The following is a 16,318-nucleotide window of genomic DNA, read 5'->3' as shown; positions in this document are numbered from 1 at the left end:
GCAAATGGATATCGATATCATTAATAACTGATTCATAAAACCAACATCCCCTCGTCACAGTCCGTTCCCAGACTGGAACAGGCGGCGCCGATCGCCCCCGACAACTTCAATGACCACTCAGGGAAAGAACCATGACGATAAAACAATCCGTACTGGCTGCAGCCATTGCCAGTACCCTCACCGCCCCCGCCTTTGCGGAGCTGGTGATCAGTGAATACGTGGAAGGTTCCAGCAACAACAAAGCCATTGAACTGCTCAACACCGGCACCAGCGCCGTTGATCTCACCGCCTGGGAACTGCAGGTTTTCTACAACGGCAGCAACGCAACTGGCCTGACCATCAACCTCGACGGCACGGTTGCCCCCGATGGCACTTTCGTTTTCGCCCACAGCCAGTCCGACCCCGCCATCCTCGCGGTCGCCGACCAGACCACCGGTGCCGGGCTTTTCAATGGCGACGACGCGGTGCTGTTGCTGAACGGTGGCGTGGTTGCCGACAGCATCGGACAGGTCGGTGTCGATCCCGGCAGCTACTGGGGCGACACGGTGCGCACCCAGAACCAGACCCTGCGACGTCGTGACGGCACCAACGCAGACAACAACCCCGACGATGCGTACGATCCCGCTGTCGTCTTTGACAGTTTTGCAGTGGACAGCTTCGATGACCTCGGCAACGGTGCGGGCGACGGTGGCGAAGAACCGACAGATCCCGGCCTTCCCGATATGGCGTGCGGTAATCCCGCGAGCCTGATCTCGGACATTCAGGGCGCCGGTGATGTCAGCCCGCTTGCTGGTGAAAATCTGGTTGTGGAAGCCGTCGTGACCGCCGCATTTAACGGCGACGATGGCCTTGGCGGTTTCTATATTGAAGCTGAGGCCGACCAGCGCGACAGCAACCCAAACACCTCGGAAGGTCTGTTTGTCTATGCGCCGGGCGAGAGCGTCACGGTCGGCCAGCGCCTGAGGATCGCTGGCGAAGTGACCGAGTTCGGCAACCTGACCGAACTCACCAATGTGACGAACCTGGCCGACTGTGGCACCGCAACACTTCCGGCACCCGTCAGCATCACACTGCCCTGGGCCTCCGCTGGTGCCCCGGAAGCCTTCGAGTCCATGCGTGTCCAGTTTGACGAGCCGTTGACCGTCAATGACAACTACGACCTGGCCCGCTATGGCAGCCTGACACTCGGCAGTGGCCGGCACTTCATTCCGACCAGCATCGCCGAGCCCGGGGAAGACGCCGCCATTGTGGAAGAACTCAACACCCTGGATCGCCTGATCCTGGACGACGGCAGCAATCGCCAGAACCCGGCGGTGGTCCCCTACCCATCCCCGGAACTGAGCGCAACCGCCACCGTTCGCGCCGGTGACACTGTGAACGACCTCGTCGGTATACTTGACTATCGGTTCTCCGAATGGCGCCTGCAGCCGCTGTCGGCCCCCAGCTTCACTCAGAGCAACCCGCGCAACCCCAGCCCCGAACTGGAAGACAGCGGCAACCTGATCGTTGCCTCCTTCAACGTACTGAACTATTTCAACGGTGATGGCATGGGCGGTGGCTTCCCCACCGCTCGCGGCGCCGACGATGCTGAAGAGCTGAGCCGCCAGACCGCCAAACTCGTCAGTGCCATTACGGCACTGAACGCAGACATCGTGGGCGTGATGGAAATTGAAAACGACGGTTATGGCGACAGCAGTGCGATTGCACAACTGGCGGACAGCCTCGGTGGTAATTGGTCCTACGTCGACCCCGGCCTGCCACAACTCGGTGGCGACGCCATCGCAGTGGGCTTTCTCTACAACGCCGACCGGGTGGAAACCGTTGGCGACGCGGCAACACTGGCCACCGCACCGTTCGACGACCTGAACCGCCAGCCTCTGGCCCAGACCTTCCGTGCCATCGACAGCGATGATGCGTTGACCATTGCCGTTAACCACTTCAAGTCCAAGGGCTGCGGCAGCGCTGAGGGGACCAATGCCGAACAGGGTGACGGCCAGGGCTGCTGGAACCCGGTTCGCACCCAGGCGTCAAACGCGCTGGCGAGCTGGCTGGCCTCGGACCCCACCGGTACCGCCGAGGAAGACGTACTGATCATCGGTGACCTGAATGCCTACGCCAAGGAAGACCCGATCCGCGCACTGATCAACAACGGCTATACCGATCTGGCCGCACAAGCGGACGGGGAAAGCGCCTACTCCTACGTGTTCTTCGGCCAGGCCGGCTACCTAGACCACGGCCTTGCGAACAACTCACTGGCACCGAAAGTGACCGACACCACGGTGTGGCACATTAACGCCGACGAGCCCCGCGCGTTGGACTACAACACCGACTTCAAATCGCCTGAACAGCAGGCCAGCTTCTACGCGCCGGACAGCTACCGCGCCTCTGACCATGATCCGGTGATCATCGCCCTTGAGATGGAAACCGCGTCGATGGCAGACCGGGCGGACCTGAACGGGGATGGTCGCGTTGACGGCCGGGACGTCGCACGATTCATCCTGGCAAGGCTGTTTGGCCGGGCCTCCGTTGAGCATTACGACGTCAATGGCGACGGTCGCGTTAACTACCGCGATCTGCTGGCGATTCTGGAGTCGAAACACCAGCGCTGACAGTCATTGATACTCACAAACGCCCGCCTTCGTGCGGGCGTTTCTTATTTCGGCAACAAAAGCATCACATCACTGACATCCAGGACATGGAACATGCGGGGAATAAATCAAAAAGCAGGAGCAAGGAAATGATCCGCAAGTCAGCCTGGGTATTACTCCCCTTAATCGCACTGGTCGGCTGTAACAGCGACGATGACGACAACGGCAGCAACGACAACACAGCCAGCCCGCTGAGCCTGAACGTTCTACACATCAACGATCACCACTCACACCTTGAAAGCGGCTCGCAGTCCCTGACCATCGCTGGGCAGGAAACCGAGTTCTCCGCCGGGGGCTTCCCCCGAGTTGCAGCCAAGATCGCCGAGCGTGAGATGGCCCTGGATAATGTGCTGAAACTGCATGCCGGCGATGCCATCACCGGCACCTTGTACTTCACCTCCTACGAGGGTGAAGCCGATGCCGAGCTGATGAACCTGGTGTGTTTCGACGCCTTTGCGCTGGGCAACCACGAGTTCGACCGTGGCGATGAAGGCCTGAAGAAGTTCCTGAATTTCCTCGCCAGCGGCAGTTGCCAGACGCCGGTTCTGGCAGCCAACGTAGTGCCCCAGGTTGGCACTCCCCTGGCCCCGACCGCTGTTGACGATTACATCAAACCCTATGTGGTGAAGGAAGTCGCCGGCCAGAAAGTAGGTATTGTCGGCATCGACATCGCCAACAAGACCCAGAACAGCTCCAGCCCGCTGGACACCACACAATTTCTGGACGAAACCGAGAGCGCCCAGGAAGCCATTAACGAATTGGAGGCCGATGGCGTCAACAAGATCATCCTGCTAACTCACTACCAGTACGAAAATGATCTGGTACTGGCCGGAGCCCTGTCCGGTGTGGACGTGATCATTGGCGGCGATTCCCACTCCCTGCTGGGTGACTTCGACGACTTCGGCCTGACGTCCTCCGGAGCCTATCCCACCGAGTTGACCAACGCCGACGGTGACAAGGTTTGTGTCGCGCAGGCCTGGCAGTATTCCCAGGTGGTGGGTGAACTCAATGTTCAATGGAACGCAGACGGCGTGGTGGAATCCTGTGTCGGTGTGCCTCACCTGCTATTGGGCGACGACATTGTCCGTGAAGACGGCGGTGGTAACGAATACACACCCGAAGGTGCGGAATTACAGGCGATCATGGACGCCGTCGAATCTGCTCCGCAGTTGAGCATCGTCACCGAAGACGCTACCGTGGCAAACGCCCTGGCCAATTACACCCAGCAACTGGACACTTTCCGCAATGAGGTGGTGGGTACCGCAACCGAAGACCTCTGCCTGGAGCGCATTCCCGGCCAGGGCACCAGCAGTCTGCCCAGCTGTGCAGGCACGACAGGAGCGCGTGGGGGTGACATCCCCAATGTGGTAGCCCAGGCCTTCCTGTTCCAGAGCAAGAATGCCGATGTGTCGATCCAGAACGCTGGCGGCGTACGCACGGACATTGAGGCCGGCGACATCACCATCGGCGACGGCTATACCCTGTTGCCGTTTGCCAATACCCTGGTCGATCTGACCATGACAGGCGCCGAAATCCGCCAGGTGCTGAACGAAGCTGTCGCCTTTGCCCATGCGCCCGATGGCTCCACCGGTGCCTACCCTTACGCCGCCGGCTTACGCTGGAACGTGGACATGAGCCGCGCCGAGGGTGACCAACTGTACAACATCGAAGTGAAAGGCCGCGACGAGACCCAATGGCGCGCCCTCACCGATGGTGAAACCCTGAACGTGGTCACCAACAGTTTCACCGGTGGCGGACGGGACGGTTATGTGACCTTCGGCACCGTCACCGACGACGGCCGCTCGGAGGACACCTTCCTCGACTACGCCCAGTCCTTCGTGGACTACGTCAGCGAGCAGGGCACCATCAGCAAACCCGCGATGGATGACTACTCGACCCAGTCCTACACGCCACCGGCACCGTAACGGCAACCATCCCCTGGCCCGCTTCATAGCGGGCCGGTTTTTGTTATGCTGCCGGATAGTTCAAACCCGGAGCATTCAATGTCGCAGAATTCCAGCGCCCAATTCCCTGCCTATTCCCTTCTTGAGCTGGCCTCCGTTCGCGAAGGCGATTCCGTGGGGCAGACCCTGGCCAACAGCGTCGCCTACGCCCGCCATGCGGAAAACCTGGGCTTTAACCGCTTCTGGCTGGCCGAGCATCACAACATGGAAGGCATAAGCAGCTCCGCAACGGCCGTACTGGTCGGGCACATTGCCGGTGCTACCAGCACTCTCCGGGTAGGGTCCGGGGGTATCATGCTGCCCAACCATCCGCCGCTGGTGATCGCCGAGCAGTTCGGCACCCTGGAAAGCCTCTATCCCGGCCGAATTGACCTTGGCCTGGGCCGAGCTCCGGGCACCGACCCCATAACCAGCCGGGCGCTGCGCCGGGACGGCCTCGGGGCAGAACAGTTCCCTGAGGATGTCGCGCGTCTGCAGTCTTTGCTGGGGCCACTCCAGCCGGGGCAGCCGGTCAAGGCCATTCCCGGCGCCGGCACCAATGTGCCCATCTGGCTGCTGGGCTCCAGCCTTTACAGCGCGCAGCTTGCCGCGATGCGGGGGCTACCCTACGCCTTTGCCGGCCACTTCGCGCCCCGGCTTTACCGTGAGGCGATCCAGACTTACCGGGACAACTTCCAGCCTTCGGACCAACTGGACAAACCCTATGTGATTCTGGCCGTTCCGGCCGTGCCTGCGGACACTGACGAGGAGGCCCAGTTCCTGGCCACCACCAGTTACCAGCGCATTCTTTCCCTGTTCCGGGGCCAACCACTGTGGATGCGGCCCCCGGTCAAGTCCATGGAAGGTTTATGGAACAGCGGTGAGCAGGCAGGCGTGAAGGACTTCCTGTCGCTGCAGTTGCTGGGCAGTGAGGACACTCTCCGGGAGCAGCTGGAGCGACTATTGCAGACTGTGGACGTGGACGAACTGATGTTTACCGTGGATCTGTACGACCCCGAGAAACGGCGGCACGCGCTGGATATCCTGGCCGCCACCCGACACTGACCTCTTACCGGAGATAACCATGGCCACGCCCGAATTTCATGTTTTCCTGTCCCACGGCCTGGAAAGTGGCCCTGGAGGCACCAAAGTACAGGCGCTGAAAGCCGAAGCGGAAACCTTTTCCGGTGTCACCGCGATTGCCGTGGATCATCGCAGCACGAAAGATCCCGCCGAACGCCTCACACAGATGAGAGCAGCCATCTCCGAGGCGGGTGCCGACCCGGAAAGAACCATCCTGGCCGGATCCAGCATGGGAGGCTGGGTGTGTGCCCGCACCTGTGCAGAAACACCGGTACTGGGGTGCTTCCTTCTGGCGCCGGCTTTGGCGATGTCGGCCTATCCGCAATCCAGCCCCCGGATTCAGGCTCGGCACACCCAGATCATTCACGGCTGGGACGACGATGTGGTACTGCCAATGCCGGTGATTGAGCTGGCGCGGGAGCAGAAGTTGCCGTTGCTGGTACTTCCGGACGGACATCGCCTGGAAAACAGCCTGGCGCGGCTGGTGATCGAGTTCAGGGGCTTCATGACCGACTGTCTGTCTGACGCCTGACGACCGGCGCCTTATTTCATCCGTGAGGCTTCGAACACTGCCAACTCTTCGCCGGCTTCACCCAACAACCGAAGCTCGATGCCTTCGAGATTGACACCAACGGTCTTCGCCAGGGCCGCGAACAGCAACTGTTCCGTCTGATTATCCGGGCAGGCCCTGCGAGTGCTGCTCATGGAATCAAACAGCAGGTTCTCACCCGTGACCTGATAGTTACCCATGTATTGATTGCAGCCACTGAAGCCACTTACCCGGCCGTCGTCCAGAAACAGAATGTGGGGTTTCTGGTCGGCGTTGGTTTCTGACACCGGTTCACCCCCGATGCTCAACAGCTGCCAATAGGTGTTGGTCAACGGCATCGCCACGATGTCATCGGCTGAACGGCTGGTAGCAGGTGACCCGACGCAACCGGCCAGGAAAAGCAGAGCAAACAGAATTGCCTCATGCCCGGGTACCGACACGACTCCTCTCATGTGTTTTCTCCCTCTAAGGGTTAACAATAGGCGCTTCAAGCCAACAACCCAGCCAGCCCCGACGCCCTGATCACGCTACGCCCCACTGCCTCTTTGAGTACACCTTCCTGACATACCGCCAGGCTGAGCCAGTGGCGTGCACGGGTGATACCGGTGTACACCAGCTCCCGGGTCAACACCGGGGTCAGGCGGTCCGGAATCACCAAGCAGGCGTGGGTGAATTCCGAGCCCTGGGACTTGTGCACGGTCATGGCGTAGACCGTTTCCATCGATTGCAAGCGGCTGGGCGATATCCATCGGACACCTCCGCTACCGTCACTGGACGGAAAGGCGACCCTCAGGGTCTCAACCGGCTCACCCGCGTCGTTACGATCCCAGGGCACGCTCAGGGTAATACCGATATCGCCATTCATCAGGCCCAGATTATAGTCGTTTCCGGTGATCAGTACCGGACGACCGGCGTACCAACCGTCGGTGCGCTCGATCAACCCGGCACTATGTAAACGCCCGGCAATGTCATGGTTCAGCCCTTCCACTCCGAACGGTCCCTGACGCAACGCGCAAAGCACCTTGAAGCGATTGAACGCCGTGAGCACTTCGGTTGCCCAGGCGTCCCATGATTCACGCCCATCCGCCTCGACGTCGATGACAGGTTTGCGGTCACGAATCAGCTTTAGATAGTGGCCGTAGCCAACCGGAGGATCAACCGGCGCAGTGCCAACCACGCGCTGCATGCCCTGGTTGTGGAAGCGTTCCGGGCTGCCGGTCAGGGCGTGATTTGCCAACCACCCCATGTCGTTCTCACCAGTCAGCCAGGCCACATCCTCAAAGCCCTGGTTGCGGCATTGGCCGATCAATTCCCTGCTGAGCTGGCCCGCATTGGTGGCCGACGCCAGCACGCCGATACCGCTATGCTCGTCAAACCGATAGCTCTTTCGCAGCATGGCAACCGCCTGGTCCAGGGCCAGGCCTTCGGAGTCCAGCAGCTCTGATGGCAATTGACATCCGGTCACCGCTTGCAGCCATTGCGCCGTTTGCGGCAGGTAGTGTGCGCCTTCGGCGCGCTGGCAGAGTTCCCCCAACACCGCACCAGCGTCCACCGACGCCAGTTGATCCTTGTCCCCCAGCATAATCAGCCTGGCCTTGTCGGGCAGGGCGGCAAAGACCGACGCCATCAGGTCCACATCCACCATGGACGCTTCATCAATCACCAGGATATCCAATGGCAACGGATTGTCCTCGTTGTGACGAAAACTCCGTGAACCCGGGCGACTGCCCAACAGCCGGTGTAATGTAGTGACCTGAGTTGGAATGGCGGATTTATCCGGTGCACCCGGCAGGCTTTCCAGCGGCAGACGGTCAACGGCACCCCCGATGGACTCACTGAGCCTTGCGGCCGCTTTTCCTGTTGGCGCCGACAGGCGGATGCGCAGGTAAGGGTTGGCACCGGCGGTCTCAGCCGATTCACAGGCCATCGACTGCAAAGCCGCCAGCAGGTTGACTACCGTGGTGGTTTTACCGGTGCCGGGACCGCCGGTAATGACACTGAAGCGGTTCCGTGCTGCCAGGGCACAGGCCACTTTTTGATAATCCGGCGGGCCATCGGAATCGTTTTCCGTGCCGAACAGGGTATCCAGTGCCGTTTTCAACGGCGCGGTATCCGTCAACGCCACACGGTTGTCGAGACGTGTCCGAATACCGGCGGCAATAGCCTGCTCATAGCGCCAGAATCGACGCAGGTACAGCCGCGAGCCATCCAATACCAGCGGTGCTGCCTGCTCGCCGTTGCTGACAGCGCAGCTTTGCCCCAGCATCCCAATCAGTTGGTCAGCGCCGACACTGGCAAACAGATCCGACGGCCTAGGGCTGTTTTCAGGTAGAGAACCGACGCCTTCCGGCGGCAGCACCAGCGTTGGTTCCGTGGCACGACAGAGATGACGCACATCCAGGCAAACGTGCCCCCGCCCCACCTGGTGTGACACCATCGCTGACAGCAGCGCAAGCATGGCCACCGGCTGCTCTCCCTGTTCACGGACCATCGTGCAAACAAACGTCGCGAAGGCATGATCGAGGGCACGAATCCAGTCGCGCTCCACCCACTCATCCAGCAGGGCCAGAGCGTCGGCAGCGGTTTGGGGCAACCGTGGTGCCGGTTCGGGCTCAACGGCGTCGAACAGGTCCGCAATGGTTCCGCTTTCTCCGATCATGCTGCTTTCTCCCCCTGGCCGCTGAACAGCCGGTCCAGTTCCTCAATCAGGGCCCTGTCCGGTCGTTCGGTAAAAGCGCCGGCGCCCGGTGCATCGCAGCCACGCAGGAACAGGTAGACGGCACCTCCCATGTGGCTGTCGTAATCGTAGTCCGGCAGGCGCGCTTTCAACAGGCGGTGCAACGCCAGCAGGTAGATGACGTACTGCAGGTCATACCGTTTCTCAAGGATTTTGTCTTTCATCACGTCAGGGATATAGGCCTGATCGTCCTCCCCCAGGAAGTTCGACTTGTAGTCCAGCACGTAGTAGCGGCCTTCGTGTTCAAACACCAGGTCGATAAACCCTTTCAGCATGCCATTGAAGGTGGCTTGCTGAGCCTCGGGACGCGGATCACCACCCAGCGTATGCCGGCGGACCAGTCTGTCCATGGCGAGGGTGTTCACCTCATGGCTTTCAAACCAGAACTCCAGTTCCGGCCGAAAGGTTTCAAGGCCCGCCAGGGAGCATGTCCTGCTGCTGCCCGGAAGCGGGATGTCCATGGTGATCAGGGTGTAGATCCAGGTTTTCAGGGTGTCAGTCCAATCACTCCAGTTGCGTAACTGGCAGCGTCGCTCCAGCAGCTCGTGGAGATCCTCCGGCGCATCAGCCACCTTATGGAACCCCTCTCCAGCGCACCACTCCAGAATATCATGCAGGAAGGTGCCGGGGCCGGAGCCTTTCGGGAAAGCATGCTGGTTGACCGGTTGCGGCCCTTGCCAGTCGGGAATCATTGCGGCCAGGGTATCGGCCACAACGGGCTCGTCCTCGTCACGCAGGTTCTCCTGCTCCGCATCCTCACTGGCCGGTGCGAAGTCGTTCCCGTAGCCACCGCGGGCGCCATAGGTGATCGCGGAATAGCTTGCGATCCACCAGTTTTCCCGGGCTTCCCGCACTGGCTCCAGGGCGTTGCCAAGCTCCGGCTCCTCGTCGCCCGCGTAAACGTCGTCTCCTGGTTCAGGCATGGGCGCCACATCGATTGCGGGCTCGCCGGTGGCCACGGACTGCAGGAAGGGCATCAGGTCCGTGTCTTCATCGCTGGCAGAGCGGCCAATCAGGTGCCCCAGACCACTCTGCCGCCAGCCTTTGATGCCGCTGGCGCCAACCCAGGTGGCGTGACGGGATCGGGTCAGGGCAACGTAGAGTTTGCGAATATCCTCACCCAGTCGTTCGCGGTCGGCCCTGGCCAGGGTGTCTTCATCCGGCTCAAGGGAAATCTGCAGTCGGCCTTCGTCATCGTGGTACTTGATAAACGCCTGGTTCGGCTTTTCCTCGCGGAATTCGGTGGCAAACGGCAGGAACACCAACGGGTACTCCAGGCCTTTGGACTTGTGGACAGTAACCACCTTGACCAGCCCGGCATCACTTTCCAGGCGCATGGTGCGGTGTTCGTCCTCATCGTCGGAATCCTGCAACATCTCGGTGTAGTGGTGAATGAGCGCATGTTCGCCGTCCAGCTGCTGGCTGTCCTGCTGAAGCAGTTCGGCAATATGCAGAATGTCAGTCAGGCCGCGTTCGCCGTCAGGCCCGGACAGCAGCTTCGCCGGCACGTCATAGTCCATCAGCAGGCGCCGCAGCATCGGCAGTACGCCCTGTTGCTGCCAGAGTTCACGGTAGCCCTGAAAGCGGTTGATCTCGCGGTCCAGCGCATTTTCGTCACTGAACAGACGGTCCAGCTCCTGATAAGCCAGGCCCATGGTGGGCGTGGCGAGTGCCGCGCGAATCAGCGGAAGCTGGCCCGGTTCGGCGCAGGCCTGCAGCCACTGCAACATCTCCAATGACTGGACCGACTGCAGCACGGAATTACGGTCTGAGAGGTACACACTGCGAACGCCCCGGGCGCCCAATGCTCGCCGGACGGCATTCGCCTCGTCACGTTTGTTGACCAGCACAGCAATGTGCTCCGGTCGCACGGGCTCAAACGACGTGCCCTCGGCCCCAAAGCCCGCCTCGCCGCTCTGCCCCAGATTCAACAGGCGGGCAATCTCCGCCGCACAGGCCTCGGCCATGGCCTCCCTGCCGGTTTCCTTGGCGATAGGGCGCTCATCGGTCAGGGTCCAGAACGTCAGTGGTGGTCGCGGCTGCCCGTTAACAAGCCATTGCTGGCTGGTACCTTTGGCCTCCACGGGGCTGAAGGGCAACGGGTTGTCGTCCCCGGCTCGAAACAGGAAGGCCCCTTCGGGCAGGGACTGGTCGGCTTGGGCGAATACCCGGTTGACGCCGTCTACCATGGCGACAGCTGAGCGGTAGTTGGTCCCCAGCGTGTAGGTTCGGCTGCTGACCGCCCGACGGGCATCCAGATAGGTGTAGATATCAGCGCCACGGAAACCGTAAATCGCTTGTTTGGGGTCGCCAATCATCAACAGGCTGGTGTCCTGGTCGTTGCTGGCCACCCGGTATATACGGTCAAAAATCCGGTACTGCACCGGGTCGGTATCCTGGAATTCATCGATCATCGCCACCGGAAACTGCCGACGAATAGTGCCTGCCAGGCGTTCGCCCTGGGGGCCGCCCAACGCGGCATCCAGTCGTGTGAGCAGGTCGTCAAAGCCCATACTGGCCAGGCGCTGTTTTTCGCTGTCCAGGCGACGGGCGATCCAGCAGGCGGCATGATTGAGAATGTCCGCTTTCGCCACCGGCATGGTTTTCAATGCCGGTTTGAGTTCGGTGATGGCGTCCATGGCAGGATGATGCGGAGGCTCATCCTCGCCGGTCCATTTTTCGGCAAACGCGTCCGCCTCCAGGGTATCGAAACCCTTGGTGCGTTTGCTCGACAGGAACTCATGCGGTTCAGCCGCATCGGTTGTGGCCCATTCCCGAAGGTGTTCCACGGCTTTTTGAAGGGAGTTTTTGGTGGTGCCATGCAGCGGTTTCGGCTTTCGCTTCGTGGTTTCCGCCAACAGCTCGTCCAGTTCGTCGCACCAGGCCGGCCAGGGGGCTTTCAGAGCCTGCAGTTCCACCTCCCGCAGGCGTTTCGCCTCCTCCGCAGCGGCCAGTGGGTCACGTTCCGGCACTGGCAGGGCATCAACGTGTGGCAACAGGTTGCGCACTGACTGGCGCAGGCTTTCCGGGGTTTTCCAGGTGTCCAGCACCTCCCCCATCAACTCCGGTGGCATGGGGTAGATAAAGGTGCGCCAGTAATCCCTCACAACGTCATCCAGCAGGTCCGTCTGACTGGTCTCCAGGGTCTGACGGAACAGGCTGCCGCTGTCGAAGGCATGCTCGCTGAGCATGCGATTGCACCAGCCGTGGATGGTGGACACGGCAGCCTCGTCCATCCATTCCGCGGCCAACAGCAGCTTGCGGCGGCAGGCTGGCCAGTCGGCCGCTGGGCAGGCGTTGCGCAGATTCACCAGTGGGTCTTTTGACATCACCGTGGTGTCGACGGTGTCCGGTTCAGCCGCGAATAACGCCGCGGCTTCGGTCAGACGGGCGCGAATCCGGTCCCGGAGTTCCTTGGTGGCGGCCTCGGTAAAGGTCACCACCAGCAGGTTGGGCGGCATGATGCCCTCACCGAGGGGTTCTTCCACGGTGCGATGGCCCAGTACCAGGCGCACGTACAGCAGCGCCAGGGTAAAGGTCTTGCCGGTGCCGGCACTGGCCTCGATCAGCTGGCTGCCACGCAACGACAGTGTGAGGGGATCCAGCTTGCGGATCTCTTCCGTCATTTTGTCGACTCCTTTCCCGCACCGCCAGGCTTGGCCCGACCGGCCTGTTCGGCGTGCCAGAGTGGCTCATACAGTGCCGACACCAACAGCGGAAATTCGTCATCCGCCAGCAGTTGTTCTATTTCCGGACAGGCCCGGCGCAGGTAACCACTGTCGCGTTCCAGAGCCTTTGCGTAGGCGTCTGTCGCCTTCAGCAGCGCTTTGTCCTCACTGCCCTCGCCCCTGGCGGGATAAAGGCCCCGCAAATAGCCGAAGGCCGCACCCGACTCTATCGGCAGCGGCCGCGTCTGGCCCTGAATCCAATAGCCCAGGATGCCGGCCAGGTATTCCCTGGCCTGGTCGGTGTCCAGAGGCAACAGGTTGACGACACGCTTTTCCTCTTTGGCGATCATCAGGGTGTGGAAAGCGTCGTAGCGAATATTACCTGCCAGGTGTGCCACCCAGTGTTCCAAGAGGGCCGGGAACTTTAGCTGGCGAGCGCTTCCGGACCCTTCCAGCAAATTGCTACTGGCGATCACCACCCGGCAGAGGTCACCGCCCGGGCGGGTACGCAGGTTGCCCAGCCTGTCGTTAACAGTGACCGCCGCGTCGCCATGCTCATGGCGGTACTCAAAGCCTGAGATATCTTCCACCGGCTCAGGCCAGAGCGCCACGGCCTCCTGATAACGCCGGTACAGGTCTGGCATGCGGCTTTCCAACTGCCGGGTCAGGGCGGTTTCGGTCACTCCCATGCCCAACTCACCTCGCCGGGTCATGCTCGCCAGGGCAGCCTCCAGCCGCTGACGCAGCTCGTCCTCGGTGCCCGATTTCATCACCGCATGACGGATCAGTTCGTCCTCCAGGCGCCAGTGGTGCAAGCCGTCCATGGCGAATGCCTCGTTGTCGGTGTCCAGGCTCTCCACATCGGTAAACCGGACCTGCAGCCGGCGCTGGTAAAAGGTGTCCACTGGTCGCTTGAGGAAAGCGCCAATATCAGCAATCGTCAGTGGCTCCGCCGGAGGCAGGAAAGGCAGTTCGACGCCCACCACATCGGTTTCCCGTTGCTGGTGCGCACTGAGCCATTCACTGTCATAGGTGAACAGGCGCCGCGTTGCCAGCACTGCGTTCACGTCGGGCGAGCCATTGTGCCCGGCTCCGCGATTTCCGGCGGGAAAATACTCACGGCTGAACGGCTGCAGCGGGTGTTTGATCGTCAGGGCCGGAGAGGCTTTTCGGTCCGACTCCTCCACCTGCCACACCGCATCAAGATGGTCACAGAGCTGGCTGACCAGTACGGAGGGTGGCCGTTCCGAGTCATCACGGATGCTGCGCCCTACCCAACTGATGTAAAGCTGCTCCCGCGCGGAGAGCAATGCCTCCAGAAACAGGTAGCGGTCGTCCTCCCGGCGGGAACGGTCGCCCGGCCGGTAATCCACGGCCATCAGGTCAAAATCCACCGGCGGTCGCGAGCGCGGGTAGTCACCGTCGTTCATGCCCAACAGGCACACCCGCCGAAAGGGGATGGCGCGCATGGGCATCAGGGTTGCAAAATTGACCTTGCCGGCCAGGAAGCGCTGATTGAGGCCGCCTTCTTCCAACCCTTCCAGCAGAATTTCCCGCACGATGCTCAGAGGCAGTTCCACGTCTTCCATGCCGGCACTGTTGCAGTCCTGGAGCCACTGCTCTGCCTGTCGGCGTAGCCGGTTCACCAGCAGCAGATCGTCGTCAGACAGTTCAGCGAAGAAGCGTTCGAGGATGGACTGCAGCCGATCGAGCCAGCCGGCAGGCGTTGCAGTGGACCTGAGTTCGTGCCAGAGCTCTTCCAGCCGATCCACAAAGCGGTAGAGATTGCCCGCCACCCCCGCCTGCAGGCCGCCGATTTCCTCGAACGGTTCGATGCCCTGCCAGGGATCGTCGCGGCCAGCGCCATAGCCCAACAGCATCCGCCGCAGCCCCGCCTGCCAGGTGTTGCGTTCCAGTCCCTCAGGCAAGTCGAGACTGCTGCGATGTTCACTGTGCAGGCCCCAGCGGATGTTGGCGCCGTCCACCCATTGGCGTACCAATGGAAGGTCGCCCTCGGCGATACCGAACCGGCTGCGTACGGCCGGCACTTCCAGCAGGCTGATGATCTCGCTGACGCCAAAACGGCTTTCGGGCAGCGCCATCAACGTGTCCAGTGCAATCAGCACCGGCTGACGATGCCGCTGGCCCTGGTCGGAAATGGTGAACGGGATGTAGCGCCGGGACGACGACGGGTAACGGCCAAACACCGCCTGGATGTGAGGTGCGTAGGTGTCGACGTCTGGCACCATGACGATCACGTCGCGGGGCCGAAGCTGCGGGTTGCTGTTGAATGCCGCCAGCAACTGGTCGTGAAGAATCTCCACTTCCCGTTGCGGGCTGTGGGCATTGTGAAACACCACGGAATCGTCCTGGAACGGATCGAGGGTCCGTGCCTGCCCCAGCATCTCTGCCTGGGAAGTGAGCGAACGAATGTCGTTCTGGATCTGGTGCAACAGCGCAGGCTTATCCGGATCTCCGTGGGGCGTGAAAATATCGATCCGGCCCTCCGGAGTTGCCACGCGGCCCTGGTACGCCTCGGGGTTGTCGAACTCGTCCAGCAGGCGAATGTAGTCCCGCCCCTGTTTGCCCCAGGCCGCCAGCAGGGGGTTGGCGTGCTGGTGGAGGGCATCAGGGTCGGTCAGTGCCGCCAGTTCCGGGTGGGTCTTGCCGCGCTTGCGGTCCGCCGTCAGCAGGTCACGGTCGCTGATGATGTCGGCCCAGTAAAATTCGCTGGGATTATGGACACAGAGCACCACCTGGCTGACCCGGCTGAGAACGGACAGGGCTTCCAGCGCCTGCTTCGGCAGGGATGACACACCGAAGACCACAATACGACGGGGCAGGTTTGGAGGCCGGTCTGCGGCTGTCAGTGCCTGCCCTTGCGCCATGAACCGGGTGTGAATGCGTGAACGGCTGGTACCCGCGAGTTCGCCCACATCGGCCACCAGCCTGCGCCACAGTACCGCCTGCCAGCGCAGCTCATCGCCCAGCTCACGGTATTCGCCGCGCGCCATCCGCAGCCGGTCATGGCCGGCTTCCCAATCCGCCAGCCAATCGGCGCGGAAAACCTGATACTGGTCGAACAGGTCCGCAATCTTGCCGGCGAGCTGGTAGCGTCGGGTTTCAGTATCCGTTCCGGCCATGAATCGTCGCAACGGCGCAAACACGTCGTCGTCCGCGATCAACTCCGGCAGTAGTCGGAACAGGCGCCAGACCAGTCGGGACTTATCAAACGGGGACTGTTCCGGTACGCCCTCCGAGGTCAGTACCGCACGGTAGGCCTGCCAGATAAAGCGGGCGGGAAACAGAAAATCCATGCCGGCCGCAATCCCCAGGCCGCCGACCCCGACATCAGCACCCTCCTCGGACGGGTCTTCAGCCAGTGCCAGCTTGAGCCATTGGGCAATACCATTGCTCTGCACAAGAAAGGTTTCACTTTCCAGCGGTGGCAGGGGGCTTTGCCGGCAGATCCAGACCACAGCCCGGCGCAGGTCTTCCAGATGATTCGCGTGGATGGCGTGAAAGCCGGGCTCGATGGATGGCGTTACTGGCATACCTGCCCTGTGTGTTGTTTCCGGTAAGAAACAAAAGCCTACCACAACTTGCATGGGCGACCGGAACGCGTCGCTTTCGGCCCCAGGTAAATTCGCCAATTTCTTGCGAAATCGGGATTGTTTTGCCAGTCTAAA

8 protein-coding genes are annotated in these 16,318 nt (G+C 61.4%); 4 read left to right on the top strand and 4 right to left on the bottom strand.

Annotated elements, in window-relative coordinates:
• The first annotated feature begins 131 nt into the window (after window positions 1-131).
• The 4 genes from ACTRWH_RS04780 to ACTRWH_RS04765 all read left to right on the top strand — a co-directional run bounded on the left by ACTRWH_RS04780 (window position 132) and on the right by ACTRWH_RS04765 (window position 6,206).
• Window positions 132-2,609, top strand: a complete 2,478-nt coding sequence (locus ACTRWH_RS04780; RefSeq protein ID WP_085681840.1) for an ExeM/NucH family extracellular endonuclease — start codon at window positions 132-134, stop codon at window positions 2,607-2,609.
• A 128-nt stretch (window positions 2,610-2,737) separates the two neighbouring features.
• On the top strand, window positions 2,738-4,573 hold the full coding sequence (gene nadN, locus ACTRWH_RS04775; protein ID WP_462825994.1) for an NAD nucleotidase: 1,836 nt from the start codon (window positions 2,738-2,740) through the stop codon (window positions 4,571-4,573).
• A 78-nt stretch (window positions 4,574-4,651) separates the two neighbouring features.
• A complete protein-coding gene (locus ACTRWH_RS04770) occupies window positions 4,652-5,656 on the top strand; it encodes an LLM class flavin-dependent oxidoreductase (protein WP_085681842.1) in 1,005 nt (334 codons plus the stop codon).
• A gap of 19 nt (window positions 5,657-5,675) precedes the next feature.
• Entirely contained in the window at window positions 5,676-6,206 is a 531-nt protein-coding gene (locus ACTRWH_RS04765; RefSeq protein ID WP_136634165.1) for an alpha/beta fold hydrolase, read from the top strand.
• A gap of 11 nt (window positions 6,207-6,217) precedes the next feature.
• Here the strand turns inward: ACTRWH_RS04765 and ACTRWH_RS04760 are convergent, their stop codons facing one another.
• Genes ACTRWH_RS04760 through recC form a run of 4 tightly spaced genes read right to left on the bottom strand, consistent with a single transcriptional unit; the run spans window position 6,218 to window position 16,183 of the window.
• On the bottom strand, window positions 6,218-6,676 hold the full coding sequence (locus ACTRWH_RS04760) for an META domain-containing protein (RefSeq protein WP_136634166.1): 459 nt from the start codon (window positions 6,674-6,676) through the stop codon (window positions 6,218-6,220).
• A 35-nt stretch (window positions 6,677-6,711) separates the two neighbouring features.
• Complete coding sequence (gene recD / locus ACTRWH_RS04755; protein WP_462825993.1) at window positions 6,712-8,883, bottom strand: exodeoxyribonuclease V subunit alpha; 2,172 nt, start codon at window positions 8,881-8,883, stop codon at window positions 6,712-6,714.
• Window positions 8,880-12,587, bottom strand: a complete 3,708-nt coding sequence (recB, locus tag ACTRWH_RS04750) for an exodeoxyribonuclease V subunit beta (RefSeq protein ID WP_136634168.1) — start codon at window positions 12,585-12,587, stop codon at window positions 8,880-8,882. Before recB ends, recD begins: the two co-directional genes overlap by 4 nt.
• Entirely contained in the window at window positions 12,584-16,183 is a 3,600-nt protein-coding gene (gene recC / locus ACTRWH_RS04745; RefSeq protein ID WP_462825992.1) for an exodeoxyribonuclease V subunit gamma, read from the bottom strand. The genes recB and recC overlap by 4 nt, the downstream gene beginning before the upstream one ends.
• Between the last annotated feature and the right edge of the window lie 135 nt (window positions 16,184-16,318).

Source organism: Marinobacter sp. G5_S1_61_S3, from assembly GCF_054968585.1.
The sequence above is the reverse complement of the archived record's forward strand: the minus strand, read 5'-3'. Positions and strand labels throughout refer to the sequence as shown.

Bases quoted from the DNA above. Each gene is read 5' to 3' on its own strand.
- ACTRWH_RS04780 (WP_085681840.1), top strand. From the start codon at position 132: ATGACGATAAAACAATCCGTACTGGCTGCAGCCATTGCCAGTACCCTC.
- nadN (WP_462825994.1), top strand. From the start codon at position 2,738: ATGATCCGCAAGTCAGCCTGGGTATTACTCCCCTTAATCGCACTGGTC.
- ACTRWH_RS04770 (WP_085681842.1), top strand. From the start codon at position 4,652: ATGTCGCAGAATTCCAGCGCCCAATTCCCTGCCTATTCCCTTCTTGAG.
- ACTRWH_RS04765 (WP_136634165.1), top strand. From the start codon at position 5,676: ATGGCCACGCCCGAATTTCATGTTTTCCTGTCCCACGGCCTGGAAAGT.
- ACTRWH_RS04760 (WP_136634166.1), bottom strand. From the start codon at position 6,676: ATGAGAGGAGTCGTGTCGGTACCCGGGCATGAGGCAATTCTGTTTGCT.
- recD (WP_462825993.1), bottom strand. From the start codon at position 8,883: ATGATCGGAGAAAGCGGAACCATTGCGGACCTGTTCGACGCCGTTGAG.
- recB (WP_136634168.1), bottom strand. From the start codon at position 12,587: ATGACGGAAGAGATCCGCAAGCTGGATCCCCTCACACTGTCGTTGCGT.
- recC (WP_462825992.1), bottom strand. From the start codon at position 16,183: ATGCCAGTAACGCCATCCATCGAGCCCGGCTTTCACGCCATCCACGCG.